The sequence below is a fragment of the Niastella sp. OAS944 genome (genome assembly GCA_024809215.1).
In the GTDB taxonomy this organism is placed as follows: domain Bacteria; phylum Bacteroidota; class Bacteroidia; order Chitinophagales; family Chitinophagaceae; genus Niastella.
This window is the reverse complement of the sequence record JANUBW010000002.1, coordinates 798,405-825,174: the sequence shown is the minus strand read 5'-3', so window position 1 is coordinate 825,174 and position 26,770 is coordinate 798,405. Positions and strand designations below refer to the sequence as shown.

Below are 26,770 nucleotides of genomic sequence, written 5' to 3'. Positions count from 1 at the left end.
CAGTCATGGAATTAACACCTAAAGGTCGCCAGACCGTTAAAGCAATTCGTAATCTGGCAATATTACTCGCCGTTTTAGGAATAGGATATTTTGCCGTTAAAAAATGGGGCACTTCAAAAGACGGAAAAGTGTCTATAAGCGGAGCAAGCACCGGCCAGCCCGACCTGGTACTTGCATACAATACATTTACCGGCGTAGAAGGTATTGTATTGATGAACGGTGGTATGGACCCCAATGAGAACAGCGAACTGTATAAGAGTTTTGGAATAAAGCTGCAGATAAAACAAATGGACGCGGTAAAAGATACAAGAGCCGGCCTGCACTCAGGCGATCTTGATCTGGTTTATTGTACCACCGATGCGTTACCTGTAGAAATGGGTTCAAGCAGCGAACTGCGTGCAGATGACGTTGTGCAGATCATGCAGGTAAACCAAAGCCATGGTGCCGATGCCGTTGTTGTTCGTAAAGGAATTGACGAAGTTGGTAACCTGAAAGGAAAGAAAATTGCCTACGCTGTAGGTACAGCTTCGCACACCTTATTACTGAACGTGCTTGAAACAGCCAATATGAAAATGGCCGATATCGATGGCTACCAGGTAGCCGATGGTGTTGAAGCAGCTACTGCATTCAAGAACGGTCAGTGTGATGCTGCACTTGTATGGGCGCCCGATGATGAGGATTGCGTTGCAGCCTTACCCGGTGCAAAAGTACTGGTGAGCAGCGCCGTTGCCAGCCAGATCATTGCCGATGGTCTTTTAGTAAAGAAAAAAAATCTCGATGCAAAAAGAGTGGTAATTACAAAACTGGTGAAAGCCTGGTTACAGGGTAATGCAAAGATCAATACCGATGCCGCTGCTAAAAAAGAGGCGAATGCCCTTTTTGCAAAAGGCTTCAAATTCCCTGAGGATGTGGCTGCAAAATCGGCCGACAAAGTATATTTCTCAACCCTGGGCGATAACGTAAACTTCTTTGGTTTGAACAGCACTTACACTGGTATGACCGGTGAAAGAATGTATGGAAGAATGGCGGTGAAGTATACTGAAATTGGTTTGGCTAAATCACCAGCTCCCTGGAGAAATGTATCTGATCCTTCAGTTATTCAGGAGTTGAGCAATGACCCTGATTTTTCTAAGGACAACAAACAAACGGCTGCAAAAGCTGAGACCTTCCAGGCGCCAACACCCGAAATGAAAACACAACAGGCGCAAAGCAGCAAGGTGGTAAAACTGGAGTTCCCCAGTAACTCAGCCAAGCTTACTGAAGATAACGTAGTAACTATCGACAGAGAGATAAAAGAATTGCTGCAGGGTTTTGAAAAAGCATATGTGCGTATTGAAGGTAATACCGATAATACCGGTTTGGCAAAAAATAACGACCGCTTATCGCTCGACAGAGCTAATTCAGTGGTTAACTACCTGGTGAATGAATATCACCTCGATAGAAACAAGTTCATTGTTATTGGTAATGGTTCAAAAAAACCGGTAGAGGGTTGTGAAGACAACCAGGACGAAGCCTGTAAAGCCCGTAACCGCCGTACCGAGTTCCAGTTCATTTGGGAAAAACCAGTAGCAAAGAAATAACCAATATCATTATGACAAAAAGCCCCGAAAATAAACCGGTAATTGTAGTTAAAAAATTCCTGAAAGAGCACCTTTCACTGGTGCAGCTGGCAGGATGGCTGATCATCCTGGCGATCTGGTTCGTGATCACCAATTTTGGCCTCATCAATACCCACGTATTGCCAACTCCTCAAAAAACGCTTAGTGCTTTGAGTGAGATGAAGAAGGAAGACAATCTTTGGAAGAACATTCTTTTTTCGGTACGCATTAACCTTATAGGTTATTTGAAATGTATTGTTGGCGCCATTGCATTTGGTTTTGCCATTGGGTTGAACCCAACGCTAAGGCGCATGTTCAGTCACCAGATCAACGCCCTTCGTTTTGTACCTATCACTGCCATGATGGGAATATTCATAGCAATAAGCGGTCTTACATTGGCTACCAAGATCAACTTCCTGGCCTTTGGTATTTGGGTATACCTGGTGCCGGTGGTTGTGCAAAGGATAGATGAAGTATCGGCCACGCACCTGCAAATGATGAAAACCCTGGGCGCTTCTGCATGGCAAACACTCATACATGTACAATGGCGGTCGGTGATCGCACGCCTGTCAGATGATATACGCATTCTGGTAGGTATCAGCTGGACGTATATCATCGTTGCTGAACTCGCCGGCATTCAGGGCGGGCTGGGTAGCCTTATCTTCCTGGGCGAAAGACAAAGCAACGTTGGAAAAGTGTATGCCGTGATCTTTATAATTGTTGCTATTGGCATTATACAAGACCTGATATTTAAGATCATAGACAGATTATTATTCAAATTCAAATACCAATAACAGCATGACCCAGTCAAGTGGGCTTCCTCCTATATTGGAACTTCGCAATATCCATCAATCCTATTTTGATGATAAAAAGCAACAGGATTTCGTTGTATTCAACGACTTCAGCTTAGCTATAGAAGATTATGAGAACCTTGGCCAGTTTGTAGTAATAATGGGTAAATCGGGTTGTGGTAAAAGCACCTGTTTACGTTACTGGTCGGGCTTGCAAAAGCCTACCGCTGGTGAAGTATTGATTGGCGGTAAACCTATTGGCGACAAGCAAAGTATTCCCATGGTGTTTCAACAATACTCTTCCCTTGAGTGGTACACTGTACTTGAGAACGTGGCTTTGCCGCTTACGTTAAAAGGTGTATCAAAAAAGGAAGCGCATGAGAAAGCTATGCATATGATACAGGTAGTTGGTTTGGAAGGGCACGAAAACAAGTTTGCAAAAACACCCCAGTTATCGGGCGGCCAGTTGCAGCGTGTAGCCATTGCCCGAAGCCTGGTGGCCAACCCTAGTATGATATTGTTGGATGAACCGTTTGGCGCACTGGATGGTTTTACAAGGGCTAAAATGCAATTCTTTTTGCTCGATCTTTTCCAGAAAAGCGAACTGGCCGATCTTAACCCAACCGTAGTGCTGGTTACACACGATCCGCGTGAAGCAGTTCTGCTTGGAAACGATATTTATATCATGGATGCAAACCCCGGCCGGGTTATTAAACACCTGCGCCCCGAGTTACCAAAAACAAGGGACAGGGCTATTCGTAAAGACCCACGATTTATTGAGATCGTAGCGTATGTAGAAGATGTGATGGAAGGAAACCAGAAATAACCAATGTGATAATGTGATAATTTGCTAATGTGATAATTGAATACACAGCTGCGCGGCAGACGTTTAATAGATGTCTGCCGCATTTTTTTATTCCATGCTGGCGGCCACCAACTCAGCCACATCCAACACCTTCACCGACTCCTCTTTCTCTTTTTGCTTTACGCCATCGGTTAACATGGTATTACAAAACGGACAGGCAGAGGCTACTATATTCGATTCGGTTTCCAGCGCCTCCTGAATTCGTTCCTGGTTAATACGCAGGTTGCCTTTTTCTTCTTCCTTAAACATTTGTGCACCACCGGCACCACAGCACAAGCCCTTGGTACGGCAGCGTTTCATTTCAACCAGTTCGGCATCCAATGCTTCAAGCACTTTGCGGGGCGCTTCATAAATATCATTGGCGCGGCCCAGGTAACAGCTATCGTGGTAGGTTATTTTTTTCCCTTTAAACGCACCGCCTTCCTTCAAAGTTATCTTTCCTTCATCAATAAGTTGCTGCAAAAAGGTGGTATGGTGAATGACCTCGTAATTACCTCCCAGTTCGGGATATTCGTTCTTAAGAATATTAAAGCAGTGGGGGCAGGCCGTTACAATTTTTTTGATACCGTAGTTATTCAGGATCTGAATATTCTGGTAGGCCATCATCTGGAACATAAATTCATTACCAGCCCGGCGCGCAGGATCGCCTGTACAGCACTCTTCTTTACCAAGTACGGCAAAATTGATCCCAACTTTGGTAAGAATGGTTGCAAATGCTTTAGTGATCTTTTGAGCACGCTGGTCGAAACTGCCAGAACAGCCGACCCAAAACAGTACATCCGGCGGGGTGCCGGCGGCAATCATTTCAGCAACAGTTCGTATTTGCATGTGGTATACCGGTTTATGTGCTCAAATATACAGTTTATGGTGGCAAATCATACATCGTACGATCATAATACCATTTGTGTATATCTTATCTTGTATGTGCAGGGAACCGGTATATTTACATACCTGAAAACGGAAACTACACACATCATGAGAAAAAAACTATTCATCATTGTACCTTTTACGTGCATTTTTGCACTAAGCCTGCAGGCTCAAAGGCGGGCCGAACCTGAATCTGCACCTGCTCCTGCACCACCCAGGGTGGCGAAACCAGCAGATAATACAAATACCGTTCGGCTGGCGCTCGACAGCAGCGTTACTACTTCCAATGCTGTAACCATAAAAGGGCAGCGTGTGCCATACACGGTAACGGCTGGTTCCATGCCCGTTTGGGATGAAAGTGGCAAACCGCTTGCCGGCGTATTTTACACTTATTACGAACGAAGCGATATAAAAGATCAATCCACCCGGCCGCTGGTGATCTCATTCAACGGTGGGCCCGGTACCTCATCTGTTTGGATGGAGATCGGTTACACGGGGCCGCGAATGCTAAAGATAGATGATGAAGGCTATCCCATTCAACCCTATGGCTTACGCGATAACCCGCATAGCATACTCGACGTAGCCGATATTGTATATGTTGATCCCGTGAATACCGGTTTTTCGCGCCCCGCCGATAAAGACATTGCGCCCGCTACTTTTTTTGGGGTGAATGCCGATATAAGATACCTAGCCGGCTGGATAAGCACTTTTGTTAGCAGAAATAAACGCTGGGCATCGCCAAAATTCCTTATTGGTGAAAGTTATGGCACTACCCGCGTAAGTGGCCTGGCCCTTGAATTACAAAACAGCCAGTGGATGTACCTTAACGGCGTAATACTGGTTTCACCAACCGAGCTGGGTATCGAACGCACCGGCCCGGTTGATGCAGCGCTGAGCCTTCCTTATTTTGCAGCTACCGCCTGGTACCATAAAAAATTACCGGCCGACCTGCAAAGCAAAGACCTCACCGCCGTATTGCCCGAAGTAGAAGCTTTTACAGTAAATGAACTGGTGCCTGCGCTTACCAAAGGCGGTAGTTTAACCGATGCAGATAGAACAGCCATTGCTGCAAAAATGGCGCGTTATTCGGGTTTGTCGCAACAATTTATTGTACAGAACAATCTTGAAATATTGCCTAATGCATTCTGGAAAGAACTGCTGCGCGATAAAGGATTTACCGTTGGCCGCCTTGATAGCCGCTACCTGGGTATCGATCGTAAAGATGCAGGCGTTGCACCTGATTACAATGCAGAGATCAGTCATTGGCTGCATGCGTTTACGCCGGCCATCAATATGTATTTGCGCGATGAGCTGCGTTATAAAACAGATTTGAAGTACTATATGTTTGGCCCTGTTCATCCCTGGGACCGTTCGAATGACCGTACCGGTGAAAATCTGCGGCAGGCCATGGCCATGAACCCTTATTTGCATGTTTTTGTGCAATCGGGTTATTATGATGGCGCCTGTGATTACTTCAACGCCAAATACAATTTGTGGCAAATAGATGCGGCCGGAAAATTAAAAGGGCGGTTAACGTGGGAAGGCTACCGCAGCGGCCATATGATGTACTTGCGAAAAGAAGACCTGGCTATAGCCAATCAGCATTTGAGGGATTTTATTTTGAATGCTATTCCTGGCAGTAAACCAGCTAAATATTAATTAACGGGTTGACGAGTTAACTTGTTAACTAGTTAACTCGTCAACCAACCTCATGTTCCTTAATAAGTTTTTTTCTCATTTTATCGATCCCCCTTGTTAGCCCCTTCTTCGCTTCACCAAGAATAATATCTCTACCGGGATTTAGCTTAATGTCGGCATGCTTTTCAGACCAGAGCCCAATAGTTAAGATAACCGGCAGCAGGTCGATGCCTTTTTCTGTTAAACTATATACGATCTTTTGTTTGTGCTGGGTATCTTTGCTTTTGCGAATGATCTTTTCCTTTTCAAGCATGGAGAGCCTGTCGGCCAGCAAATTGGTGGCAATATGTTCTTCGGAGTGGAGGAATTCATTAAAATACCGCTTTCCAAAGAACATCAGGTCGCGAATGATCAGCAACGACCACTTATCGCAGAATATTTCAATGCCATAATTCAGGGGGCAATCAGATCGCATATTGTTAAATTTAAATTAGAACCACTTGCAAATATAAAGTAGTTTGCTTTATCTTTGTTGCCGCTTGTGTTTTGCAAGTGGTTAATTTTTTAATAATTATGAACAGAGTTGTAGTAACCGGAATGGGTGCATTAACGCCCATTGGTAACGATGTACCTACTTATATAAAGAATTTATGGGCGGGAGCGAGTGGCGCGGCGCCCATCACCCGCTTTAATGCAGAACGTTTCAGAACACGTTTTGCGTGTGAGTTAAAAGATTTTAATGTTGCGTCCTTCCTTGATAAAGGTGAATTACGTAAAACCGATCTGTATACGCAATATGCGCTGATAGCGGCAGATCAGGCTATTAAAGATTCGGGGCTCGATTTCAGTACCATGGACCCCTTCGATACCGGTGTTATTTGGGGAACCGGCCAGGGTGGTATGGAAACCTTTGAAGAGCAGATGACAGAGTATGTTGAAGGCGGACGCAATCCGCGGTTCAGTCCATATTTTGTCCCCAAAATGATCGCCAACATGGCTTCTGGTATGATCTCCATGAAATACCGCCTCATGGGTATTAACTATACAACTATTTCGGCCTGCGCTACCTCCAATACGGCTATTATGGATGCGCTGAATTACATCAGGCTGGGCAAGGCAAAAGTGTTCATTACCGGTGGTAGCGAATCGCCTATCAGCGATGCTTCAATAGGCGGATTCTGCGCCATGAAGGCCATGAGTCAGCGGAACGATGATCCCGCAACAGGTTCCCGTCCGTTCGATGTAGACCGCGATGGATTTGTAATGGGCGAGGGGGCCGGCGCTCTCGTGCTGGAGGAGTATGAGCATGCCCGCAAGCGGGGCGCCAAAATATATGCTGAAGTAGCCGGCGCCGCCATGACAGCCGATGCCTATCATATGACGGCTACCCATCCCGAAGGATTGGGCGCTGCCCAGGCAATGCGGCTTGCTTTAAAGGATGCCGGTCTTAATGCAAGTGATGTTGACTACGTAAATATGCACGCCACGTCTACACCTGTAGGCGACTTAAGCGAAATAGCAGCTATTACAAAGGTATTTGGAAATGACCTGTCGAGAGTACATTTAAACGCCACCAAATCGATGACCGGGCATTTGCTGGGTGCTGCCGGTGCTGTAGAAGCCATTGCATCAATAGCAAGTATAAACGAAAGCATTATTGCTCCCACCATCAATACACAAAACCTCGATCCCGAATTGCCCGCCGGTGTACAAATAGTATTAAAAGAGGCTATGGAGAAGAAAGTGAATGTGGCTATGAGTAATACGTTTGGGTTTGGGGGGCATAACGGGATAGTTGTGTTTAAACGAATATAATTGTACTGTTGGGTAATGGGACTGTTTGTTACAAAACAGGGGCAGAAGTAGGAGGTAGGATGTAAGAAAAGCCTGTATTTCTTACATCCTACTTCGTATTTCCTACTTCTCATTCTAAGAAATAAAACGGTTACCCATTAACTGGATTCTTCTTGCCTGTAGCTTTTTCAAACAAACGGTTGCGCAATTATAGTTTTTCAAGTCAATGCTATGGAGTAATTTTTCGGCTTCTTTAAACAAAAAGAAGCGGCTTTATAGTATGAGTTTTTTGCGTGTTCCTTATCTGAACGGTCTTAGTCAGCATACGCCTTTACGTGAGATTTCTACGGTGCTCGACAATGCCCCCAGGCAGCAGTTGGCGTATGCGCCCTGGGCCGAATATCCCTATCACCCCAGTGTGCAGTTCTCAATGGCACATGGTAACGATGCCGTGTTCATCAAATATTTTGTAAAGGAAAAAACGGTAAGAGCTGTAAATAATACCCTGAATTCACCTGTATATAAAGACAGTTGTGTTGAGTTCTTTATTGGTTTTGATGAGGAACCTGCGTATTACAATTTTGAGTTCAATTGCATTGGCGCCCATTTAATAGGGTATGGAGAAAATAACCAGGACCGCACATTTTTACCGCCCGATGTAAGTCAGCAGATAAAATATAAAGCGGTGCTCACAAATGACCACAACCAGGAAACCATTGGTTGGGAACTAACCCTGATGATACCGGTTGCAGCATTTCACTTTCACAATATTCAAACCCTAAAAGGTAAAAACTGCGTTGCTAACTTTTATAAATGCGGCGATGAGTTACCCGAACCGCATTTTGTAACCTGGTCGAACATCCAATGGCCACAACCTAATTTTCATTTACGCGAGTTTTTCGGCACGCTTGAATTTGAGTAATTAGCCAATTTGATAATTCGATAATGTGATAATTCGATAATGGAATACAGGCTCGCCATTGCGCGAGGTTACGGAAAGTAAGCCTGCAGCGCAGAAAGCACCATTGTCGAATTATCACATTATCACATTAACTTGCGTGAGGCAACGGACAATGAGCCGTTTGCACACAAAGCATTAGCACATTAGCAAATTAGCACATTATCAAATTGTGGCTTACATTTTGCTTACCTACCCCAGTTCAAAATTTCACGTATCTACCTTTTAATCTAAGTATTAGCTGGAGTCCGCTATCCCCTGAAGACTTTCTCTGAAAACATTAATTAAAAAATTTTGCATGCGAAAGTTTTTGCTTCTTAGCATTCTATGTCCATTGGTAGCCGTATCTCAACAACGTTTTCACGTAACCCTGTCTGCGGGCCTTTCGAATTATGCCGGCGACCTGCAGGACCATCAGTTTACTTTACAGCAATCGAATTTTGCGTTTGGCGCGGGTATTAAGTACGATTTTTCTCCCCATCTTGCTTTACGCCTGGCGTATAATCACGCAAGTATAGAAGGTGATGATAAAAAGAGCAGTGATCCGTTATTACGTGCCCGTAACCTCAGCTTTGCCTCAAAGATCAATGAGGGAAGTTTGTTGCTCGAGTACACAGTATTGAATTTGGAAGATAGAAAGGTATCGCCCTATATCTACAGCGGTGTTTCGGTTTTTCATTTCAACCCATATGCATACGATACATTGGGTAACAAAGTTTTCCTGAAACCGCTTAGTACCGAAGGGCAGGGGCTTGAACAATACCCCGACCGCAAACCTTACAAGCTGACACAATTTGCCATTCCTTTCGGAATAGGCGTTAAATTCAGGATCAGTGAAAACACCGTACTGGCGTACGAGGTAGCTGTTCGCAAAACTTTCACCGATCACCTCGATGATGTAAGCAACACATATGTTGATCAGTTTGCGCTTGCCCAGGCGCGTGGCACCAAGGCCGTGGAAATGGCCTTCAGGGCCGATGAATTAAAAGGCAGCACTTCAACATACCCCGCCGATGGTAGTGTGCGTGGTGGTCCAAAGTATGACGACTGGTATTATACTACCGGCTTCACTTTATACATAGGTTTAGGTTCAGGCAATGGCGGCAGCAGCCCGTTCGGCCGCTCAAAAGGCGGAAGAAACAGATTGGGTTGTCCGAATGTTTTATAAGGGAATATCGTCTGGTTTCAAGTTCCAGGTTGTAAACAAAAAGCCAAAAGCTATAAGCCGTAAGCTACAAGCAAATACAGCTTCGCTATACTGAACACCATCGCGGCAACCCGAAACCTGAAACTCGAAACTCGAAACTTGCAGCTATTTCTCGTGAGCCTGCAGTAGAGGAACTAAGAACTAAAAACTAAGAACTAAAATAGACCCGGAAGAAAACTCTTCCGGTTTTTTTATTTACTAAACATACTAAACCGTCTTTTGGTGCGTTTTAATAGTCCCCAAATTGATCGTACCCCTTTATTTTTACCTCTACACCAATTTTTTATCGCATTAGTTTCTTCCCCTTGTCAACTTGTTAACGTGTCAACTTTTCAACTTACTTTTGCCCCATGTCATTTAGAAATCAACAACATTTTATCGATACGTTGGAGCAGGCCGGTGAACTGGTTCGTATCAAATCCTATGTAGACCCCAAGCTGGAAATAGCAGAGATCACAGATAGAATAAGTAAAACGGCAGGCGGCGGTAAAGCCCTGTTGTTTGAAAATACCGGGTACGATTTTCCCGTGCTGATGAATGCCTATGGCAGCGAAAAACGTATGTGTTTGGCCCTGGGTGTTGAGCACCTCGACGATGTGGCCCATGAAATTGAGAATTTGTTCAAACTGCTGGCTTCGCCCAAGGAAAGCATTCTCGATAAACTACGCGTATTACCCAAGCTGTCGCAGTTTGCCAGTTGGATGCCTAAAGTAAAAAGCGGCCGCGGCGCCTGTCAGGAAGTAGTAATGGCGCAGCCCGATATTTCGAAGCTGCCGGTTATTACTTGTTGGCCAAAAGATGGCGGTCCGTTTGTGACGCTGCCGGTAATTCATACAAAAGACCCTAATACCAATACCCGCAACGTAGGCATGTACCGCATGCAGGTGTTTGGGCCAACCCTTACCGGTATGCACTGGCACAAACATAAAGTGAGCGCTCGCCATTTTAACGAATATAAAAAGCTGGGTAAACGTATGCCGGTGGCAGTAGCGCTTGGCGGCGACCCTGTATATGCTTATTCAGCCACTGCTCCCTTGCCCGATAATGTGGATGAATACATGCTCGCCGGTTTTCTGCGTAAGAAAAAAGTAGAGCTGGTAAAATGTATTACACAACCGGAAATAGAAGTGCCTGCCGATGCCGATTTTGTGATAGAAGGCTATGTAGACCCCAATGATGAAATGATTTGGGAGGGGCCATTTGGCGACCATACCGGTTATTATTCATTGCCCGATTGGTACCCCCGTTTTCATATTACAGCCATTACCCATAAAAAAGAGGCCGTGTATCCGGCAACCATAGTAGGTATTCCGCCACAGGAAGATGCCTGGCTGGGTAAAGCTACCGAACGTATTTTCCTGGCGCCAATAAAAATGACCATGGTGCCCGAGATCGTTGATATGGATATGCCTATAGAAGGCGTTTTTCATAACCTGGTTATAACAAAGATCAAAAAAGACTATGCCGGCCAGGGACAAAAAGTAATGAATGCCATGTGGGGCGCCGGACAAATGATGTTCAATAAGATCCTTGTGTTGGCCGATGAAGGCGTTAAAATACAGGATTACACCAAACTGGCAGAATATGTTTTTGCCAATATGAACCCGGCTACCGATATACATCTTGCATCGGGCCCAATGGATGTGCTTGATCATAGCTGTAGCAAGCTGGGCTTTGGCGGAAAGATGTGCATCGATGGCACCAAAAAGTTTGATGAAGAAACCGAAGACTCATTTGCGTTTCCGATACTGAGCAACCGCTTCGATAAACAAGGCTTAATGCAGCAGTTTCCCGAAATAAAGGGCATCAATGATGCGTTGCCTGCTATTCATATTCCCTGTTTGGTTATTTCTGTTGAGAAGAACCGGAAGGGGCATGTGCGTGAGCTGCATCAGCAATTATGTGCTGCCGGTGTTATTGAAGGAATAAAGATGGTGCTCTATGTAGAACATACTGTAAATGCCAACGACCTGCCGGTTGCATTATGGCGTTTCTGTAATAACCTCGATCCCCGCCGCGATAGCATACTGGTGCAACAACCCGCCAAACAAATACCTGGCAAAACCTGGGCCTGTATGGGTTTCGATGGTACTATTAAAACGGCCGCCCTCGACGATTTTCACCGCGACTGGCCAAACATTATTGTAGCCGATGATAAAACCATCGCTTCAGTTGATGCCAAATGGAATCAGTTAGGGTTGGGTGAGTTTATACCATCGCCTTCTTTGAAGTTTAAAGATCAGATGTATGGGGAAGAAGCAGTAGTTAGTTAGTTGCCGTTACCAGTTACCGGTTTCCGGTTACCGGGCTTTATGTGCGGCACGCTGAAATTAGTGGGGCACATCGAATTTCGGGCCTGGCAACCGGCACCTGGTAACTGGTAACTGAATTATCTAAACTGAATCGCTTTAATAGGCTGTACTCTTTTAATAATAATAGTAGGTATCAATAATACAAGAAAGCAAATAATGAATGTAACTATGTTTACTGCTGCTATTTGCCACCAAATGATATCAACGGCGGCTTCAGAAATATAGTAAGCGTCTTCGGGTAATTTAATAAAGCCGGTTTGTTTTTGCAGCCAGGCAATTAACAGGGCGCATATATTTCCCAACAGTAAACCAAAGAAGGTGATAATAGCGCCATGATAAAGAAAAACGCCCCGCACTGTACGGTTACGCGCACCCAGCGCTTTCAACATACCAATCATGCGCGTACGCTCCAGCACCAATATCAATAAACAGGTAATTAAATTCAGGATAGCTATACCGGTCATAATGGCCAGCACAATAAAGATGGTTTTGTTTTGCAGCGCCAGCCAGTCGAATATACTGGGGTAAATATACTTGATGGTATTGCTTTGTAAACCGATGGGTATGTCGGGCACAATCTCATCGCTTACCTTATCCATTCGGTTATAATCGTGCAGGAATATTTCATACCCGCCGATCTGATCGGGAGTCCAGTCGTTTAAACGTTGAATCAGCTTCAGGTCGCCAATGGCTATCAGCTTGTCATAATCTTCAATACCCGTTTTAAAAATACCGGCTACGGTAAGCTTGCGGGGGCGGGGGGCGGCGCCTGGTTGAATAAAATAGATCAGCAGCTGATCGTTTGTTTTTAACTTTAACAGGTTGGCGGTATAGGCCGATAGCATGATCTCATTACTGTAACCGCTATCGGTATATTTTATCCAGCGGCCATCTACCTTAAATTTATTCAGGTTGCTGAAATCATAATCCTGTTCAACTCCTTTAAACATTACGCCTTCTATGGTTTCAGCTGTTTTTAGAATGGCGTTCTTGGTGGCAAAGGCCTGTACCGTTTTTATGGCCGGGTATAATTTCTTCAAATTGGTAACCGAATCGCTGCGATGGATGGGCACCTCTTCAGCAATGGCCACACGGGCACTATAATAACTTTGAATACGGATATGTCCCCAGAAACTAAAAACCTTTTCACTGATCGTTTTTTGAAACCCGCTGGCAAAGGTTAACGTAAGTATCATTACCATTACGCTGATAACAGTTGCTCCAATGGATAACCTGATAACAAAACGGGAAAACGATTTTTGCTGATTGAACGCAATTCTGCGTGCTATAAAGGCGGCAATATTCAAACCGGCACTATTTTTAGTTCACCCAAATAACGCTATTAAATCTCAAATCACAAATTACAAGCTCCAAATAAATTCCAAATCGCAAGCTTCAGGACCCTAAAGAAATTCCAAATTACAAGCTCCAAGACCCAAAAAAATAAAACCCAAATCCCAAGCGCCAAGAACCAAATAAATTCCAAATCGCAAAATTCAAATGTCAATTTAATCCCAAATCCCGCAGCGGATAACCACCCGGCCTTATATTTGGTGTTTTTCTTTGGTTCTTGTAATTTGGGTTTGGAGCCTTTGGGATCTTGAGATTTGTGATTTGGTTCTTTTCTTTGGATCTTGTGATTTGAGATTTGGAATTTTAAAGCATATCATGAAAAATATTCTCATACTATTAACCACCTTCCTGGCATGTTCACTGGCAGGTAAAGGGCAACTGATCGAAGCCACCTATTATCCCAATATCAAAACAGCTCAGTTATTCCCCTCGGGTAATCAGATAGGCTATCCTGTACTGAACCTGGGTGGCTCAGAAAGGCTGGAGCTGCATTTTGACGACCTCGATGGTAATGTTAAAAATTACTCCTATACATTCCAGTTGTGTAATGCCGACTGGACGCCTGCATTGTTAAGCAGCTTTGATTTTATAAAGGGCTTTTCTTACCAGCGTATAAATACCTATCGTATTTCTTCCGTTGCGTTTACCCGTTACACCCACTACTCGGCGGTAGTGCCAGATAATAACTGCGCACCTTCACGCTCGGGCAATTATATCTTAAAAGTATTTTTGAATGGCGATACTTCAAAGGTGGCATTTACCAAACGCTTTTTGGTAGTGGAAAACCAGGCCACCATAACCGCCCAAATACAACAACCATTCAATGGCGAGATCTTTCGTACCTGGCAAAAAATACCTTTCCAGGTTTTACTAAGCGACCGCTTACAGGTTATGAACCATCTGCAACAGATAAAAGTAGTGATACTGCAAAACAACCGCTGGGATAACGCACTTATAAACGTTCGGCCTACATTTTTCTCAGGTAAAAAGCTCGACTTCAATACCGAAGAGCAGATCGTTATGCCGGGTGGAAAAGAGTGGCGCTGGCTCGACTTGCGTAGCTTCAGATTGCAGAGCGACCGCGTAGCAAAGGTTAATTATAATAGAAACTCAACCGAGATCTTTGTAAAACCCGATATTGATCGCAGTCAGCAGCGCTTTGTTTATTACCGCGATATTAATGGAATGAATACCATTGAAACCACTGAAAGCATCAACCCATACTGGCAAACCGATTATGCAACGGTTCACTTTACTTATATACCACCCGACAATGTGCCTTTTGCCAATAAAGACCTGTTTTTAATTGGGCGCCTTAATGATTATAATCTTAACGACAGCGCCAAAATGGTTTTCAACAATGATACCCGGGTGTATGAAAGAACGCTTTTCTTAAAACAGGGTTACTATAACTATAATTATGTGACCATTGATCAGGGCGATGCCAAACGGGCCGCTTCTTACGAAAGCACCGAAGGCAACTTTTGGGATACCGAGAACGATTACATGATACTTGTGTATTACAAAGCACTGGCCGGCCGTGCCGATGAACTGGTAGGCGTTACACACATAAGTTCACTTACTGGTAGAAAAGGAATTGGTCAGTAGGCAATAAGCAATGGGCAATGAGCAATAGACAATTAGCAATAGGCAATAAGCAATACGGGAAATTGCAAATAATTATACTGTTCGAAATTCAGAATCCCTCGCCAATTGCCAATTGCCAATTGTTTTCCTTGCCAATTGAAAAAGTTTCCTATTGAGTTTTAATATTCTATTTGTGATATTCAATATTTTCCTACATTTGCACCCGGCAGGTCTTACACGACCAGCTCCCGCTGAACCCCCCCAGGGCCGGAAGGCAGCAAGGGTAGGTGGTTGTAGCGGTGCGATGTAAATCGCCTGCCTTTTTTTCTTTTTTTGGAGCTTTCTGTTTCTTATATCTACATGGCTCCTAACAAACTGCATGCTCTAGAAGATATTTCTTCCCTGAAAAGTACAAGCTCACACAATCATTACATTATCATTTAAGTTTAAAACAACGCAAATTCGTAGATTTGCAATGTTCATTTTATAAAAAAACAATATCCCTTAAGCATTCTTGCAATTTTAAATCTAAAATAATCATGAAGTTTTTTATTGATACAGCGAATCTTGCCCAAATTAAAGAAGCTCACGACCTTGGTATCTTAGACGGTGTTACTACCAACCCTTCACTTATGGCCAAAGAAGGCATCAAAGGTGAAGACGCTATTGCCAAACACTACCACACTATTTGTGAACTGGTTGATGGCGATGTTAGCGCTGAAGTATTAGGTACTACTTTCGATGAGATCGTTGAAGAGGGCAAAAAGCTGGCAGCTATTCACCCAAACATTGTGGTAAAAGTGCCTATGATCAAAGATGGTGTGAAAGCATTGAAATGGTTTACCGACAACGGCATTAAAACAAACTGTACGCTGGTGTTCTCTGCAGGTCAGGCAATTTTGGCCGCTAAAGCTGGTGCTGCATATGTTTCTCCATTCATTGGCCGTATCGACGATAGCAACTGGGATGGTCTTGAGCTCATCAAACAGATCGCTCAGATCTATGCTATTCAGGGTTATAAAACTGAGATCCTGTCTGCTTCTATCCGCAATCCTTTACACATTGTAAAATGCGCTGAAGCTGGTTCCGATGTAATTACTTCACCACTGGAACCAATTCTGGGTCTGTTGAAACACCCATTGACCGATATCGGTTTGGCTAAGTTCCTCGAAGACGCTAAAAAAATGCGTTCTGAACTGGCTGCCGCCAAATAAGTTAATTGGTAATTATTATAAGAAGAAGCGATATAAAGAACCCCGGCGGTAACGTCGGGGTTGCTTTTTTATATTACAGGCCCGACACCAGGCCCCGTCTGCTTTTTCGCGATGAGTTCGAAGGTGTGTTCAATATCTCATCTACCGTTCGCAGCCGCTCCACGATCTCCACTTTCTTAATATAAATGGTAGCCTCCTTCCAAATGGCCGTATTGTTTTTCAAAACTGCCTTTACGGTCACCTTTTCACCTTTAAAGGCGGTATCAATGATGAGGCTGTTGCCTTCGAATTTACCATAGGAGGAGGTAAAGTCTATTTCCTTATTGGTCAATGGCTGCCAGCGCCCGTTCGACATTTTGCCATCCACATTAATATAATTATGGGTGCCTTTTTTAAGACTGTCGGTGTACAGGTGAAAGAAAATACTATCCACCTGTTGGGCACGCACAACAGTACCAGCTGCTGTTATTAACAGTAGAAATACTATTTGTTTAAGGGGTACGGTGTTTTTTTGCTGATGCATGTGTAATATATAATTGTCTATTGGTTAGACTATAACGTACCTATATTGGTTGTGTTGTAAGGGTATAATATAGTGTTAAAGAGGTCAATGGTGAATGGTCAATTGTGAATGCACGCCTGCACCGCCAGTTGGCCTGCATTTAGTCAGCAACTCAAAAACTGAATAACTGAACAACTAGGCCGCCTGTGAACTAAGAACTTAACTCTCCGCAGGTACTAAATTTATCACTTCCTCATAATGCCTCACAACCGGGTCATACCTGACCATCATCTCCTGGGCAACCTGGGGCACTACGGCAATATCTGCCGATTCGCCGGCAAACTGTTTAATGGCATCCATGGTATCCCAATAGGTAACTACCAAAAACTCAACGCCATCGGTAACTACCCGTTTAAAGATCGACGCATTCACAAATCCTTTGATAGCAGATAATTTTTTTAAGGTGTCGTTTTGCAGGTGAGCGAGGTAATCATCAGCACGCTCAGGTTTAATAACACCTGTCCAGTTTCTGGTGATCATAGTAAATGGGATTGGTTATTGATTGTAATGTAGTGTTCAGCTTTCAGAAAGTTAAGGCAGAATGGCGAGGTAACAATGGAGAAATTGTGCATAAATGGGCCGAAAGGTCACTAATTCCACCAAATTGGTACTCAATTTAATTCACATTAATAATATATATCTGCAACCCGCTTGTTTATTGAATAAATCACCCCATTTTCGCGGGGTTACTCACAAGATATTAACATTTATAAACACCAGTTAACAGTACTTATCCCACAAAAGTGCACAACTTTTGAGGTTGATTAGTAGAAGCGGCACTATTTTGTATCGCTATTTGTTACTTTTGTCGTCTTCTAAAATAAAATAGATCAAGTGCGCTTAAAAAGCTTAGAAATCAAAGGGTTCAAGAGTTTTGCCGATAAAACTGTTCTTCATTTCGATGAGGGTATAACTGGCGTTATTGGTCCCAACGGATGTGGAAAGAGTAATATTATCGACAGCATCCGCTGGGTGATCGGAGAGCAAAAGATCAGCCACCTCCGCAGTGAAAACCTCGAGAGCCTGGTTTTCAACGGTTCAAAAACCCGTTCTGCGAGCGGCCTGGCCGAAGTAAGCCTTACTTTCGAAAACACCCGCAACCTGTTACCCACCGAGTTCAGCACCATCACCGTAACCCGTAAATTCTACAAAAGCGGGGAAAGTGAATATCGCCTGAACGATGTTCAATGCCGTTTGCGCGACATCCAGAACCTGTTCATGGATACCGGGGTGAGCACCGACAGCTACGCCATCATTGAGCTGGGGATGGTTGACGAGATCATTAAAGACAAAGAGAACAGCCGCCGCCGCATGTTGGAACAGGCAGCCGGTATAACCATCTATAAAACCCGTAAAAAGGAAGCCAAGCAAAAACTCGATGCTACCGAGCAGGACCTTGCCCGTATCGAGGACTTGTTGTTTGAAATAAACAACCAGTTAAAAACGCTTGAGAACCAGGCTAAAAAAGCAGAGAAATACTACGAAATAAAGAAAGAGTACCGTGAGCTGAGCATAGAGCTGGCCAAAGCGGCCCTCGAAGGCTTTAACCTTACGTACCGCGAGCTTACCAGCCAGTCTGAAGTTGAGACCGATAAAAAGATCCGTCTCGATGCAGAGGTGGCCAACGGCGAAGCCATCATTGAGCAGGAAAAAGTAGGGTTCATTGAAAAAGAACGCGCCCTGCAAAGTATGCAACACGAGTTTAACGACCTGTTGCAAACCCTGCGTACAAAAGAAAATGAAAAGAACCTGGCTTCGCAACGCCTTAACTTCCTGAAAGAAAAGGAAACCAGTTTAACTGAATTCCTGAACAAAAGTGAAGGAACGCTGAAGTCGATTGAAGATAGTATTGAGCATACCCGCACACAGGTAGAACAGGAGCAGGGCAAACTCGAAGGTTTGGAGCAAATGGTGGAAGAGCATAAAGAAGCCGTTGAAACCAAACGTTCGGTGTTTGATGAAATGCGTGGTAATGTTGATCGCCTGCGTGCCGAGAACCTGAGCCTGCAACGCAACCAGTTTGAAGCAGAAAAGAAAGTGGCCGTTGCCGATACTTCTATCCAAAACGTGCAAAAAGCCATTAACCAGATAGAAGAAGAACGCGAAGCCCGCTACAGCCAAATGAAACAGCTGGAAGAGGAAAAGATGGTGAAGGAGCAGGACCTGGAAAAAAGACAAAGAGACCTGGTACAATTGCAGGAACATCAGGAAAGAACAAAAGAACAGATCTTAATATCACAACGCGAACTGGAAGGCTTACGCCAGCAGTTGGCCGAAGAGGGCAGAAAACTGGATGCCAAAAAGAATGAGCACGACCTGCTGAAAAGTTTGATCGACTCAATGGAAGGCTATCCCGAGAGTGTGAAGTTCCTGCACAACAACCCGGGCTGGAACCATACTGCGCCTATCTTATCGGATATTATTTATGTAAAGGAAGAGTTCCGCGCAGCTGTTGAGAATGTGCTGGAGCCTTACCTGAACTACTATGTAGTTAATAACCTGCAGGAAGGGTTACAAGCCGTACACCTGCTCGATAATAACAAGAAGGGTAAAGCGAATTTCTTCCTGTTAGATAAACTGAACGATCGCAAAGCCGATGAGAATGGTCATGCGCCTGCCAACACCATTGCTGCAATGGATGTAATTGAGGTAGATGCACAGTACCACCACCTGGCCGAATACCTGCTGGGTAATGTATATATTGCCGAAAGCGACGATGCCCTGGCTACCAGCAATGGTTCGGTGGTATTGGAGAAAACCGGTAAATATGTAAAAGGTAAGTTCTCATTAACTGGTGGTAGCGTAGGTTTATTTGAAGGTAAAAAGATCGGTCGCGCCAAGAACCTCGAGAAATTGTATGAAGAGATCATCGGTCTGGAAGAAGTAGTACAGGGCCTGAAAGATGGCATTCAGCAAAAACACAACGAGGTGATCGGCTATAATGAGCAATTGAAAGATACTGCCATTAAACAAGCGCAGGCCGACATCAATACCCTCACCAACCAGGTGTTCTCACTGGAGAACAAAATGGAGAACCTGCATGGTTTACAAAGTTCTTCTCAAAACCGTTTGGAAGAACTGCAAATGAACCTGGAAGAAACTACTTCATCTATCAGCGGCACCCGCCAGCAGTGGATGGAGCTGGTGAATCAGTTGAACGAACTAAAAGAGCAACTGGCTGCTGTAGAAGGTGAATACAAAAGTGCCGAAAGCGAATACAACAACGCACAAAACGTATTTAACGAATATAATCTTCAGTTAACCCGCCAAACAAGTAAGATCAACTCAATGAAACAGGAGTTGGATTACAAGGGCAAACAGCTGATAGAACTTCGTAACCAGGTTGAAAGCAATAGTTCGCAGTTAAAGCAAACATTGGAAAGCATTACGGAAAGCGAAGAACTACTGAGCAGTGCCGAGAATGGATTGCTTGATATGATGCGCCGTAAAGAAGAAGAAGAGAAGAAGTTGAACGAGGCCGACCAGGCATTCTACAATATGCGTAACGCGCTGAGTGAAAAAGAAAGCGAGCTGCGTCATAAGTCGAAAGAAAGAGAGCAGACCGATCATTTGTTGAATGAAATAAAAGACAAACTGAACGAACTGAAACTGCAACTGGCTGGTATGAAAGAGCGTTTGAGTGTTGAGTTCAAGATCAACCTCGATGATATTCTCGATCAGCCCCGTACAGGTGAAGTACCTGTTGAGGAGTTGCAGGAGAAAGGCGATCGTATGAAGAAACGCCTCGAGAACCTGGGTGAAGTAAACCCAACGGCCATTGAAGCGTTCCAGGAAATGAAGAAACGTTATGAGTTCATTCTTGAGCAAAAGAACGACCTCGTTACCGCCAAAGACAGTTTATTACAAACCATACAGGAGGTAGAAGCCACTGCCAACCAGCAGTTCCTCGATACCTTCAACAAAGTGCGTGAGAACTTCCAAAAGGTGTTCAAGGCATTGTTTACCGAAGACGATTCGGCCGACATGATCCTTGAAAACCCTGAGAACCTGGCAGAGACCAGCATTGACATTGTGGCCAAACCTAAGGGTAAACGTCCATCGTCGATCACCCAGCTGAGTGGGGGAGAAAAGACCTTAACAGCAACCGCGTTGTTGTTTGCGATCTACCTCATTAAGCCGGCGCCGTTCTGTATCCTCGATGAGGTGGATGCGCCGCTCGATGATGCCAACGTAGGTAAGTTCACGCAAATGATCCGCAAGTTCAGCCAGGAGAGCCAGTTCATTATTGTAACACACAACAAGCAAACCATGAGCGCCGTGGATGTTATTTACGGGGTTACCATGCAAGAGCCTGGTGTGAGCAAGCTTGTTCCGGTTGACTTCAGAGGTTTGAATTAAGAATTACGGATAGCTTTATAATATTAATCCCGTCGTGGCTTAGCCGCGACGGGATTTTTGCTATATTGGAAAATGCCAAATAGTGACCAACTATCACCTGAGGATGAGCGCATTATTGATCTTTTCTTTTTACTGAAGGAAGGCGAAAAGTTCATGGAAGCATTTGATGTGCTTTATCCATTGGCGGAAAAATATCCCGATAAATTCGTGATCTTCTTTTTGCTGGGAAGTGTTTTGTATGAATGCGGAGAATTTAAAAATGCAGAAGGTTATTTAGAAAAGGCGGTGTCATTAAACCCTGCTCACTGGCTGTCATCCATGACCTTGATACATACATTAAGTAATTTAAAAAAATGGCATACTGCATTTAATGAAATAAGAAGATTTCTATTAGAAAAGAACGGCAATAAGAAGGAGCATATGCTATTACTCCGGGAGTTGCATGAAGGAATTGATAGCTTCTCCACCTCAGAGCGGGCATTGATTAGTGATTTGATTAAAAAATTTAAGATCTGATAAAACGGGTATTTCATTCCTGTTCTTAAAGGTCGGGCTGCACGAATTCTACCCAAAAGTGCACGCTTTTAGTCAAAAACTGCACGAATATCAATTAGCACACCCGTTTAAGGTTACAAGGTTTAATTTTGCTGCACCTTCAGTAACTCTCCAATAATAGCCATGAATCGTAAACTACTGTAAGGTTCCCATTTTCAGAAATTATATTTTTGAAGCAATGGTTGAAAATTAAAAGGGCTGACAGTATCGTCAGCCCTTTGTTATATATAGTTCATTTTGAATTAATGACCATGACCGCCATGTCCTTTTCCTCCGCCCTGTTGGCCGGTTAGCGTAGCCAGGTCGCGATCGAACAGGTACATACCACCTTTATCTTCACCAATCAGGTTCAGTTTGTCAATGACATCACGTGCAAGGCTTTCCTCTTCTATTTGTTCGGTAACATACCACTGCAAAAAGTTATGCGTAGTATAATCTTTTTCCTGAATGCAAAGTTCAACCAGTGCATTGATCTCGTTTGAAACCTTTACTTCATGTGAGTGAACGATATCGAATATCTCGCGAATATTTTTAAAGTCTTTTTGCGGAGCGGCAAAAGGAGGAACAATTGCACGGCCACCACGGTCGTTAATATAACGGAACAATTTCAACATATGCATCCTTTCTTCATCGGAGTGGTGATACAGGAACTGCGCCACGCCTTTATATCCATTTACTTCTGCCCAGGAGCCCATAGCCAGGTAGTACATGGAAGAAAATCCTTCCAGGTCTATTTGTCGGTTTAATGCCTCTTCAATTTTGCTCGAGATCATACGTAAAAAATTTTAATCCAAATTAATGAAATATTATAGTTAAAACATTCTCGTAATGATCTTTATTTTTGGGGCATGCGAACTATTTTACTTCTTATTTGCTCCAATATCTTTATGACAATTGCCTGGTATGGCCACTTAAAACAACAGAACGTTCCTATGTGGAAAGCCATACTGGTGAGTTGGGGAATTGCTTTTTTTGAATATTGTCTTATGGTACCCGCCAACCGTTGGGGCTTTACTAACGGTTTCAACGGTTTTCAGTTAAAAATGACGCAGGAAGTAATAACATTGGTTGTGTTTACCCTCTTTGCTGTGTTTTATTTAAATGAGCCTTTTCATTGGAAGTACCTTGTAAGTTTTGCGTTGCTGTTAGGGGCAGTGTATTTTATGTTTAAGAAGTAGTTGATGAGTTAACAAGTTAAAGAACAAGCTTGGCTATCTTACCATTTCCGCCGGCAAGAAACACAACTTTGCCATTCTTAGCTTTCCGGCAAACATGAAAACCGGTAGTGCTTATAAGGCGCCAGGTGAGGCCGCTATCGGTTGATAGGTCAATGCCCGAAGTGCCACAGCACAACAGTTTTTTATTTGAGATATAGGTAACTGAACTACGATAGCCATGGGGTGGGGTGGTGGGGTGCTGCCAGGTATGTCCGCCATCATTGGTAAGCACGCAATTAAGGGTGGTGTCTTTGTCGTTTGTAAAATCGCCACCAACAATAATAAACGAATTGGTAACACGGGGGCCATCGCTGCGAACGGCAATGGAATTAGCGCCCGTGCTTTCTTTACCCTGAATAATGGGAAGGGGGCGTCCGCCGGCATCATCGTGCAGCCGGCTAACTGTGCCGCCGCTTACAAACAGAAAATCCTTATTACGAAAATAATGTATGTTAGAGCCGCTGCTGGCAAAACAACCTTCACCGCTGGTGGCATTTGATTGCATAACTGCAGGCGTTTTTCGCCAGGTATTTCCACCATCGTTGGTTTTGGCTATATAGAATTTGTTTTCAATGGGGTCGCCAACCACAACGCCATGTTTGTTATCATAAAAATCCATGGCATCGAGGAACATGCCCTTAGTTGAATCGGTAAATACTACCTTCCAGTTCTCACCACCATCTGTGGTCTTAAGTATATACGCCGGTTCGGCAATACCCATAATGATGGCTGTTTGTGCATTAAAAGCCTCTATATCGCGAAAGTCTGTTTTCTCGAAGCCTTTTACCGCCATCCATTGCCACGTTTTACCGCCGTCTAATGACTTACCAACAGTGCCCTTGCTACCGCTTACCCAAATAACCTCATCGTTTACGGGGCAAAGCCCTCTTATTGATATGGCCTGCCCGCTTGTTAAGGTTTCAATGGTTTGGGCAGAAGAGGGAAAGGCGCAACCGATAAAAAGGGATAATAGTATTAAGCGGATGATCATTGGTGAGTGTTATTTTGGGTTAGCATCTGGAAGAAGAAATTCCAAACTCCAAGATACAAGAACCAAAGAAATTCCAAAGGAAAATTCCAAATCTCAAATCTCAAGCTCCAAATAAATTCCAAATACCAAATCTCAATGCCAAAGGCAAATTCCAAATGCCAAATCTCAAATGCCAAAGGCAAATTCCAAATGCCAAATCTCAAGCTTCAAATAAATTCCAAATTTCAAATGAATACAAATTCCAATACCTCCCAACAAATGTCTTCTTTGGATTTTGGTATTTGGTAATTTTTTGGAACTTGGAACTTGGAACTTGTGATTTCAGATTTGTTTTTGCCTCTTGGAACTTGTGATTTGAGATTTATTTTATCTGCTTCTCCAGTTCTGTAAGTTCAACTATACCGGCTTTGCGCCATACTTCCTTACCCTGCTTAAATAAAATGAAGGTAGGCAGTTCGGTGGCATTAAGCTCCGTCATAAGTTTGGTATTAATACCTGCATCAATTTTCAGGAGTTTGTATTTGCCTGTCATACGTTGCTGTAATGATTCCAGTACAACATCCATTTTACGGCAGGGTGGACACCAGGGTGCGCCAATGTCAACCAGAACAGAACCTGTACCCGAAACTTCGGCTTTGAATGTTTCGCTTGAAACCGGTGGTATGTTGGGCATACCTTCAACTGCTTTGCCTTCTTCCTTCCATTTTATAAATCCGCCGGTAAGTTCGTATACCTGCGAATAGCCATTCGAACGCAACCATTGGGCGGCCGACTTGCTTCGCGACCCCGCAGCGCAATAAACATATACGGGTTTCTTTGCATCGAGGTGTAATACACGGGCTTTGAATTGTTCCCGGTTGTTCCAGTCGGCCTGTAAAGAATTGGCAATATGGCCGGCCTTATATTCATCGGCTGTACGCACATCGAGCAACTGATTGTTTGCAGTTACCATACCTTTTTCAAAATCTGCAGGCGAAAGCTGTTGGGCGCCTGCCCTGGAAGAAAAAAAGCTGGTAAGTAAAAATGCGAATAGTGTTTTTAACGGTTTCATATACGAGGCAACAATTAATTAATACTTTGGTTGAACTGCTGTACCGGATAAAAATAAAAAAGTCCCGCAAAAAGCGGGACCTAAATATTTTCAGTCGAACCTTACCAAATTTGAGACTTCTTCAACGGAATTGGATTTTATTTCAAAGGTAAATCACTTTAGTGGACGGGTTTTCAGGATATCGACTGGGTTTTTCAGGGATTCAATTGGACTTTCAATCGGACGGTTTTCAAATCAGGAATTGGACATTAAAAACTTGAACGGTTTTTTAGGATATCAGGATACGATCTACAACGTAATAATTACGTTTAATTTGGAACCAGGTCTTGTCACTTGATATTGGATATTGGTCGTTCTGGATACTTGGATTTTAAAACCTCTAAAAACTTACTGAATCAAAAATATATGTTAAACCTTTGATTTCATAGAGCAAATATGCCCGATTTAAAACCTTCAGTTATTACGTTGGATATAGTATAATCAATATTTTGAAAAAGTAAATAACCAGTTAGTGGCATAGTAGAACTACGAAAGTTGCCCATGGGAAGCCCCATAACTCCTAAGTAATATGGACTTCCGGCTTCGGTGGTTGACCACAGAGCCTGCAAGCAGATTTACTTGTAACAGCTACACAGTTTAAATACGGGTAAAAAGATGTGAATAAAATAGGATCTGGCTTTGATGATGTAATTCTACATACGTGTATGTGCTACTCACTAAGTAAAAATATCGGTTACGTGGTACAGATATAACATGGTTGTTCACACGATATTGCTGCTAAAACGATAATAGAAGTGCAATAGTGCCCATTTGATTCACTTTCCTCAATTCCTGTTATGCAAACGGTTGTTTTGCTGCAGTTTTCGGGACAGTATTTTATGCAGAATGTGGCAAAAGTACAATTACTGAAAATAGCGCCAGATGCAATATTTATTGGAATATTCACGATTTTAGAGCGTAATTCTGATCATCTTGAAAAGTAGTATATACCAGATTGTGGCTATTTTGGCTGTGGGATTGCATTTTGTTCCAGTGCTTGTTGTAATAGGGAAAAAGCTTTGGGCCGCGCTTCCTTACAGGTTGTTTGCCTTATACTGGCTTACAGCTGCAATGGTAAACCTGTTAACACTTATGCCGTTGGCCGTTGATACAATTGAATTGTGCACGGTGGTCTTTAAACTGCTCGATATTCCGCTGATACTATCTGCAATATATTTTTCAACTACATCGGGGGCGGTGCGTAAATTCACCAAACTAATGGCGCCGGCGTTGCTGGCGGCTTCCCTGGTAAATTGTATTATAAGAGGTTTTACGTTGAATGTGCTGGAGTATGTGCTGGGGGTGGGTTTACTTATAGTAACCGCGGTGATCATTTGGGAGATCATTATGAAATTACAAAGCATCAAATTATCGGCTTACGTAAAAGGCCTGCTGTTAATTTACGCTGCGCTATTGTTCATTTATGGCGCCAATGCCGTTATTTATATCTTCGATTATTTACTGCCTGGTAAATCTTCTGCTACCGATAATTTGCTTATGTATCATTTATCGTCGCTGGTTGCGCTTCCTGTGGCCATTGGCGGGTATTTGATCGGGGGCAAAACCACACAGCAAACTATTGAGCGCAGAGAGAGTCAGTTTGGGATGAATACTCCGGATTATGTGAAGATCTAGTTTAGTTGATGAGTTAACGCGTTAACGTGCTTTCTATGCGGCAGGTTAAGTAATAGTTGAGATGTTGATAGAGTTGATAAAGGTTTTTTTGCAGCATGCAAGGTAATAGCAAACAGCAAATAGTTATAGTCACAAGTATAGGATTTCACGTTTCACGTTTGCCGTTTCACGATTCCA

At 43.5% G+C, this 26,770-nt stretch carries 22 protein-coding genes and 1 other RNA gene; 15 read left to right on the top strand and 8 right to left on the bottom strand.

The genetic code is table 11. The annotated features are described in order from the left end of the window. Positions 1-5: 5 nt before the first annotated feature. The 3 genes from GGD38_RS13980 to GGD38_RS13970 are packed head-to-tail and all read left to right on the top strand — an operon-like array spanning position 6 to position 3,215. A complete protein-coding gene (locus GGD38_RS13980; protein ID WP_375300215.1) occupies positions 6-1,580 on the top strand; it encodes a phosphate ABC transporter substrate-binding/OmpA family protein in 1,575 nt (524 codons plus the stop codon). Positions 1,581-1,591: 11 nt separating this feature from the next. Next, positions 1,592-2,392 (top strand): ABC transporter permease, encoded by an 801-nt coding sequence (locus GGD38_RS13975; RefSeq protein ID WP_375300216.1) that lies wholly within the window; start codon positions 1,592-1,594, stop codon positions 2,390-2,392. A gap of 4 nt (positions 2,393-2,396) precedes the next feature. Then, positions 2,397-3,215 carry an ABC transporter ATP-binding protein gene (locus GGD38_RS13970; RefSeq protein WP_375300217.1) on the top strand — a complete coding sequence of 273 codons (819 nt, stop codon included), beginning with the start codon at positions 2,397-2,399 and terminating at the stop codon, positions 3,213-3,215. Between the two features lie 87 nt (positions 3,216-3,302). On the opposite strand, the gene GGD38_RS13965 is transcribed toward GGD38_RS13970, so the two are convergent. Continuing rightward, positions 3,303-4,082 carry a (Fe-S)-binding protein gene (locus tag GGD38_RS13965; protein WP_375300218.1) on the bottom strand — a complete coding sequence of 260 codons (780 nt, stop codon included), beginning with the start codon at positions 4,080-4,082 and terminating at the stop codon, positions 3,303-3,305. A gap of 147 nt (positions 4,083-4,229) precedes the next feature. Here GGD38_RS13965 and GGD38_RS13960 point away from each other — a divergent pair, with 147 nt between their 5' ends. After that, complete coding sequence (locus GGD38_RS13960) at positions 4,230-5,780, top strand: S10 family peptidase (RefSeq protein WP_375303834.1); 1,551 nt, start codon at positions 4,230-4,232, stop codon at positions 5,778-5,780. A gap of 40 nt (positions 5,781-5,820) precedes the next feature. Here GGD38_RS13960 and GGD38_RS13955 read toward each other — a convergent pair whose 3' ends face one another. Then, positions 5,821-6,234 (bottom strand): winged helix-turn-helix transcriptional regulator, encoded by a 414-nt coding sequence (locus GGD38_RS13955; protein WP_375300220.1) that lies wholly within the window; start codon positions 6,232-6,234, stop codon positions 5,821-5,823. A 98-nt stretch (positions 6,235-6,332) separates the two neighbouring features. Between GGD38_RS13955 and fabF the strand changes: the two genes are divergently transcribed. The 4 genes from fabF to GGD38_RS13935 all read left to right on the top strand — a co-directional run bounded on the left by fabF (position 6,333) and on the right by GGD38_RS13935 (position 11,991). Continuing rightward, a complete protein-coding gene (gene fabF / locus GGD38_RS13950) occupies positions 6,333-7,574 on the top strand; it encodes a beta-ketoacyl-ACP synthase II (protein ID WP_375300221.1) in 1,242 nt (413 codons plus the stop codon). A 259-nt stretch (positions 7,575-7,833) separates the two neighbouring features. Continuing rightward, positions 7,834-8,475 (top strand): carbohydrate-binding family 9-like protein, encoded by a 642-nt coding sequence (locus GGD38_RS13945; RefSeq protein WP_375300222.1) that lies wholly within the window; start codon positions 7,834-7,836, stop codon positions 8,473-8,475. A gap of 334 nt (positions 8,476-8,809) precedes the next feature. Continuing rightward, positions 8,810-9,679 (top strand): DUF6089 family protein, encoded by an 870-nt coding sequence (locus GGD38_RS13940; RefSeq protein ID WP_375300223.1) that lies wholly within the window; start codon positions 8,810-8,812, stop codon positions 9,677-9,679. A gap of 389 nt (positions 9,680-10,068) precedes the next feature. After that, positions 10,069-11,991, top strand: coding sequence for a menaquinone biosynthesis decarboxylase (locus tag GGD38_RS13935; protein WP_375300224.1), 1,923 nt, complete (start codon positions 10,069-10,071; stop codon positions 11,989-11,991). A 116-nt stretch (positions 11,992-12,107) separates the two neighbouring features. On the opposite strand, the gene GGD38_RS13930 is transcribed toward GGD38_RS13935, so the two are convergent. Continuing rightward, a complete protein-coding gene (locus GGD38_RS13930; protein WP_375300225.1) occupies positions 12,108-13,337 on the bottom strand; it encodes an ABC transporter permease in 1,230 nt (409 codons plus the stop codon). Positions 13,338-13,698: 361 nt separating this feature from the next. On the opposite strand from GGD38_RS13930, the gene GGD38_RS13925 reads away from it, so the two are divergent. From GGD38_RS13925 to fsa, 3 genes are all read left to right on the top strand, one after another. Further along, complete coding sequence (locus tag GGD38_RS13925; RefSeq protein WP_375300226.1) at positions 13,699-14,991, top strand: DUF5103 domain-containing protein; 1,293 nt, start codon at positions 13,699-13,701, stop codon at positions 14,989-14,991. A gap of 203 nt (positions 14,992-15,194) precedes the next feature. Continuing rightward, positions 15,195-15,294, top strand: an RNA gene (gene ffs, locus GGD38_RS13920) — signal recognition particle sRNA small type. A 215-nt stretch (positions 15,295-15,509) separates the two neighbouring features. Next, complete coding sequence (gene fsa, locus GGD38_RS13915) at positions 15,510-16,184, top strand: fructose-6-phosphate aldolase (RefSeq protein WP_375300227.1); 675 nt, start codon at positions 15,510-15,512, stop codon at positions 16,182-16,184. A 73-nt stretch (positions 16,185-16,257) separates the two neighbouring features. On the opposite strand, the gene GGD38_RS13910 is transcribed toward fsa, so the two are convergent. After that, positions 16,258-16,707 (bottom strand): hypothetical protein, encoded by a 450-nt coding sequence (locus GGD38_RS13910; RefSeq protein WP_375300228.1) that lies wholly within the window; start codon positions 16,705-16,707, stop codon positions 16,258-16,260. A 198-nt stretch (positions 16,708-16,905) separates the two neighbouring features. After that, on the bottom strand, positions 16,906-17,226 hold the full coding sequence (locus GGD38_RS13905; protein ID WP_375300229.1) for an antibiotic biosynthesis monooxygenase family protein: 321 nt from the start codon (positions 17,224-17,226) through the stop codon (positions 16,906-16,908). 354 nt (positions 17,227-17,580) lie between these two features. Here GGD38_RS13905 and smc point away from each other — a divergent pair, with 354 nt between their 5' ends. Beyond that, positions 17,581-21,105, top strand: a complete 3,525-nt coding sequence (gene smc / locus GGD38_RS13900) for a chromosome segregation protein SMC (protein WP_375300230.1) — start codon at positions 17,581-17,583, stop codon at positions 21,103-21,105. 72 nt (positions 21,106-21,177) lie between these two features. Further along, positions 21,178-21,621, top strand: a complete 444-nt coding sequence (locus tag GGD38_RS13895) for a tetratricopeptide repeat protein (RefSeq protein WP_375300231.1) — start codon at positions 21,178-21,180, stop codon at positions 21,619-21,621. A 281-nt stretch (positions 21,622-21,902) separates the two neighbouring features. Here the strand turns inward: GGD38_RS13895 and GGD38_RS13890 are convergent, their stop codons facing one another. Beyond that, entirely contained in the window at positions 21,903-22,433 is a 531-nt protein-coding gene (locus GGD38_RS13890) for a ferritin (protein WP_375300232.1), read from the bottom strand. A gap of 75 nt (positions 22,434-22,508) precedes the next feature. Here GGD38_RS13890 and GGD38_RS13885 point away from each other — a divergent pair, with 75 nt between their 5' ends. Continuing rightward, the gene (locus GGD38_RS13885; RefSeq protein ID WP_375300233.1) at positions 22,509-22,838 is read left to right on the top strand and encodes a DMT family protein; all 330 of its coding nucleotides are present in this window, start codon (positions 22,509-22,511) and stop codon (positions 22,836-22,838) included. Between the two features lie 16 nt (positions 22,839-22,854). Here the strand turns inward: GGD38_RS13885 and GGD38_RS13880 are convergent, their stop codons facing one another. Beyond that, a complete protein-coding gene (locus GGD38_RS13880) occupies positions 22,855-23,868 on the bottom strand; it encodes a WD40/YVTN/BNR-like repeat-containing protein (RefSeq protein WP_375300234.1) in 1,014 nt (337 codons plus the stop codon). A 361-nt stretch (positions 23,869-24,229) separates the two neighbouring features. Beyond that, entirely contained in the window at positions 24,230-24,919 is a 690-nt protein-coding gene (locus GGD38_RS13875; RefSeq protein WP_375300235.1) for a rhodanese-like domain-containing protein, read from the bottom strand. Between the two features lie 972 nt (positions 24,920-25,891). Here GGD38_RS13875 and GGD38_RS13870 point away from each other — a divergent pair. Next, positions 25,892-26,593 carry a hypothetical protein gene (locus GGD38_RS13870; protein ID WP_375300236.1) on the top strand — a complete coding sequence of 234 codons (702 nt, stop codon included), beginning with the start codon at positions 25,892-25,894 and terminating at the stop codon, positions 26,591-26,593. The last annotated feature ends 177 nt before the right edge of the window (positions 26,594-26,770 follow it).

Excerpts from the sequence above, each read along its gene's own strand:
- GGD38_RS13980 (WP_375300215.1), top strand. The coding sequence starts at position 6 with ATGGAATTAACACCTAAAGGTCGCCAGACCGTTAAAGCAATTCGTAAT.
- GGD38_RS13975 (WP_375300216.1), top strand. The coding sequence starts at position 1,592 with ATGACAAAAAGCCCCGAAAATAAACCGGTAATTGTAGTTAAAAAATTC.
- GGD38_RS13970 (WP_375300217.1), top strand. The coding sequence starts at position 2,397 with ATGACCCAGTCAAGTGGGCTTCCTCCTATATTGGAACTTCGCAATATC.
- GGD38_RS13965 (WP_375300218.1), bottom strand. The coding sequence starts at position 4,082 with ATGCAAATACGAACTGTTGCTGAAATGATTGCCGCCGGCACCCCGCCG.
- GGD38_RS13960 (WP_375303834.1), top strand. The coding sequence starts at position 4,230 with ATGAGAAAAAAACTATTCATCATTGTACCTTTTACGTGCATTTTTGCA.
- GGD38_RS13955 (WP_375300220.1), bottom strand. The coding sequence starts at position 6,234 with ATGCGATCTGATTGCCCCCTGAATTATGGCATTGAAATATTCTGCGAT.
- fabF (WP_375300221.1), top strand. The coding sequence starts at position 6,333 with ATGAACAGAGTTGTAGTAACCGGAATGGGTGCATTAACGCCCATTGGT.
- GGD38_RS13945 (WP_375300222.1), top strand. The coding sequence starts at position 7,834 with ATGAGTTTTTTGCGTGTTCCTTATCTGAACGGTCTTAGTCAGCATACG.
- GGD38_RS13940 (WP_375300223.1), top strand. The coding sequence starts at position 8,810 with ATGCGAAAGTTTTTGCTTCTTAGCATTCTATGTCCATTGGTAGCCGTA.
- GGD38_RS13935 (WP_375300224.1), top strand. The coding sequence starts at position 10,069 with ATGTCATTTAGAAATCAACAACATTTTATCGATACGTTGGAGCAGGCC.
- GGD38_RS13925 (WP_375300226.1), top strand. The coding sequence starts at position 13,699 with ATGAAAAATATTCTCATACTATTAACCACCTTCCTGGCATGTTCACTG.
- fsa (WP_375300227.1), top strand. The coding sequence starts at position 15,510 with ATGAAGTTTTTTATTGATACAGCGAATCTTGCCCAAATTAAAGAAGCT.
- GGD38_RS13910 (WP_375300228.1), bottom strand. The coding sequence starts at position 16,707 with ATGCATCAGCAAAAAAACACCGTACCCCTTAAACAAATAGTATTTCTA.
- GGD38_RS13905 (WP_375300229.1), bottom strand. The coding sequence starts at position 17,226 with ATGATCACCAGAAACTGGACAGGTGTTATTAAACCTGAGCGTGCTGAT.
- GGD38_RS13895 (WP_375300231.1), top strand. The coding sequence starts at position 21,178 with ATGCCAAATAGTGACCAACTATCACCTGAGGATGAGCGCATTATTGAT.
- GGD38_RS13890 (WP_375300232.1), bottom strand. The coding sequence starts at position 22,433 with ATGATCTCGAGCAAAATTGAAGAGGCATTAAACCGACAAATAGACCTG.
- GGD38_RS13885 (WP_375300233.1), top strand. The coding sequence starts at position 22,509 with ATGCGAACTATTTTACTTCTTATTTGCTCCAATATCTTTATGACAATT.
- GGD38_RS13880 (WP_375300234.1), bottom strand. The coding sequence starts at position 23,868 with ATGATCATCCGCTTAATACTATTATCCCTTTTTATCGGTTGCGCCTTT.
- GGD38_RS13875 (WP_375300235.1), bottom strand. The coding sequence starts at position 24,919 with ATGAAACCGTTAAAAACACTATTCGCATTTTTACTTACCAGCTTTTTT.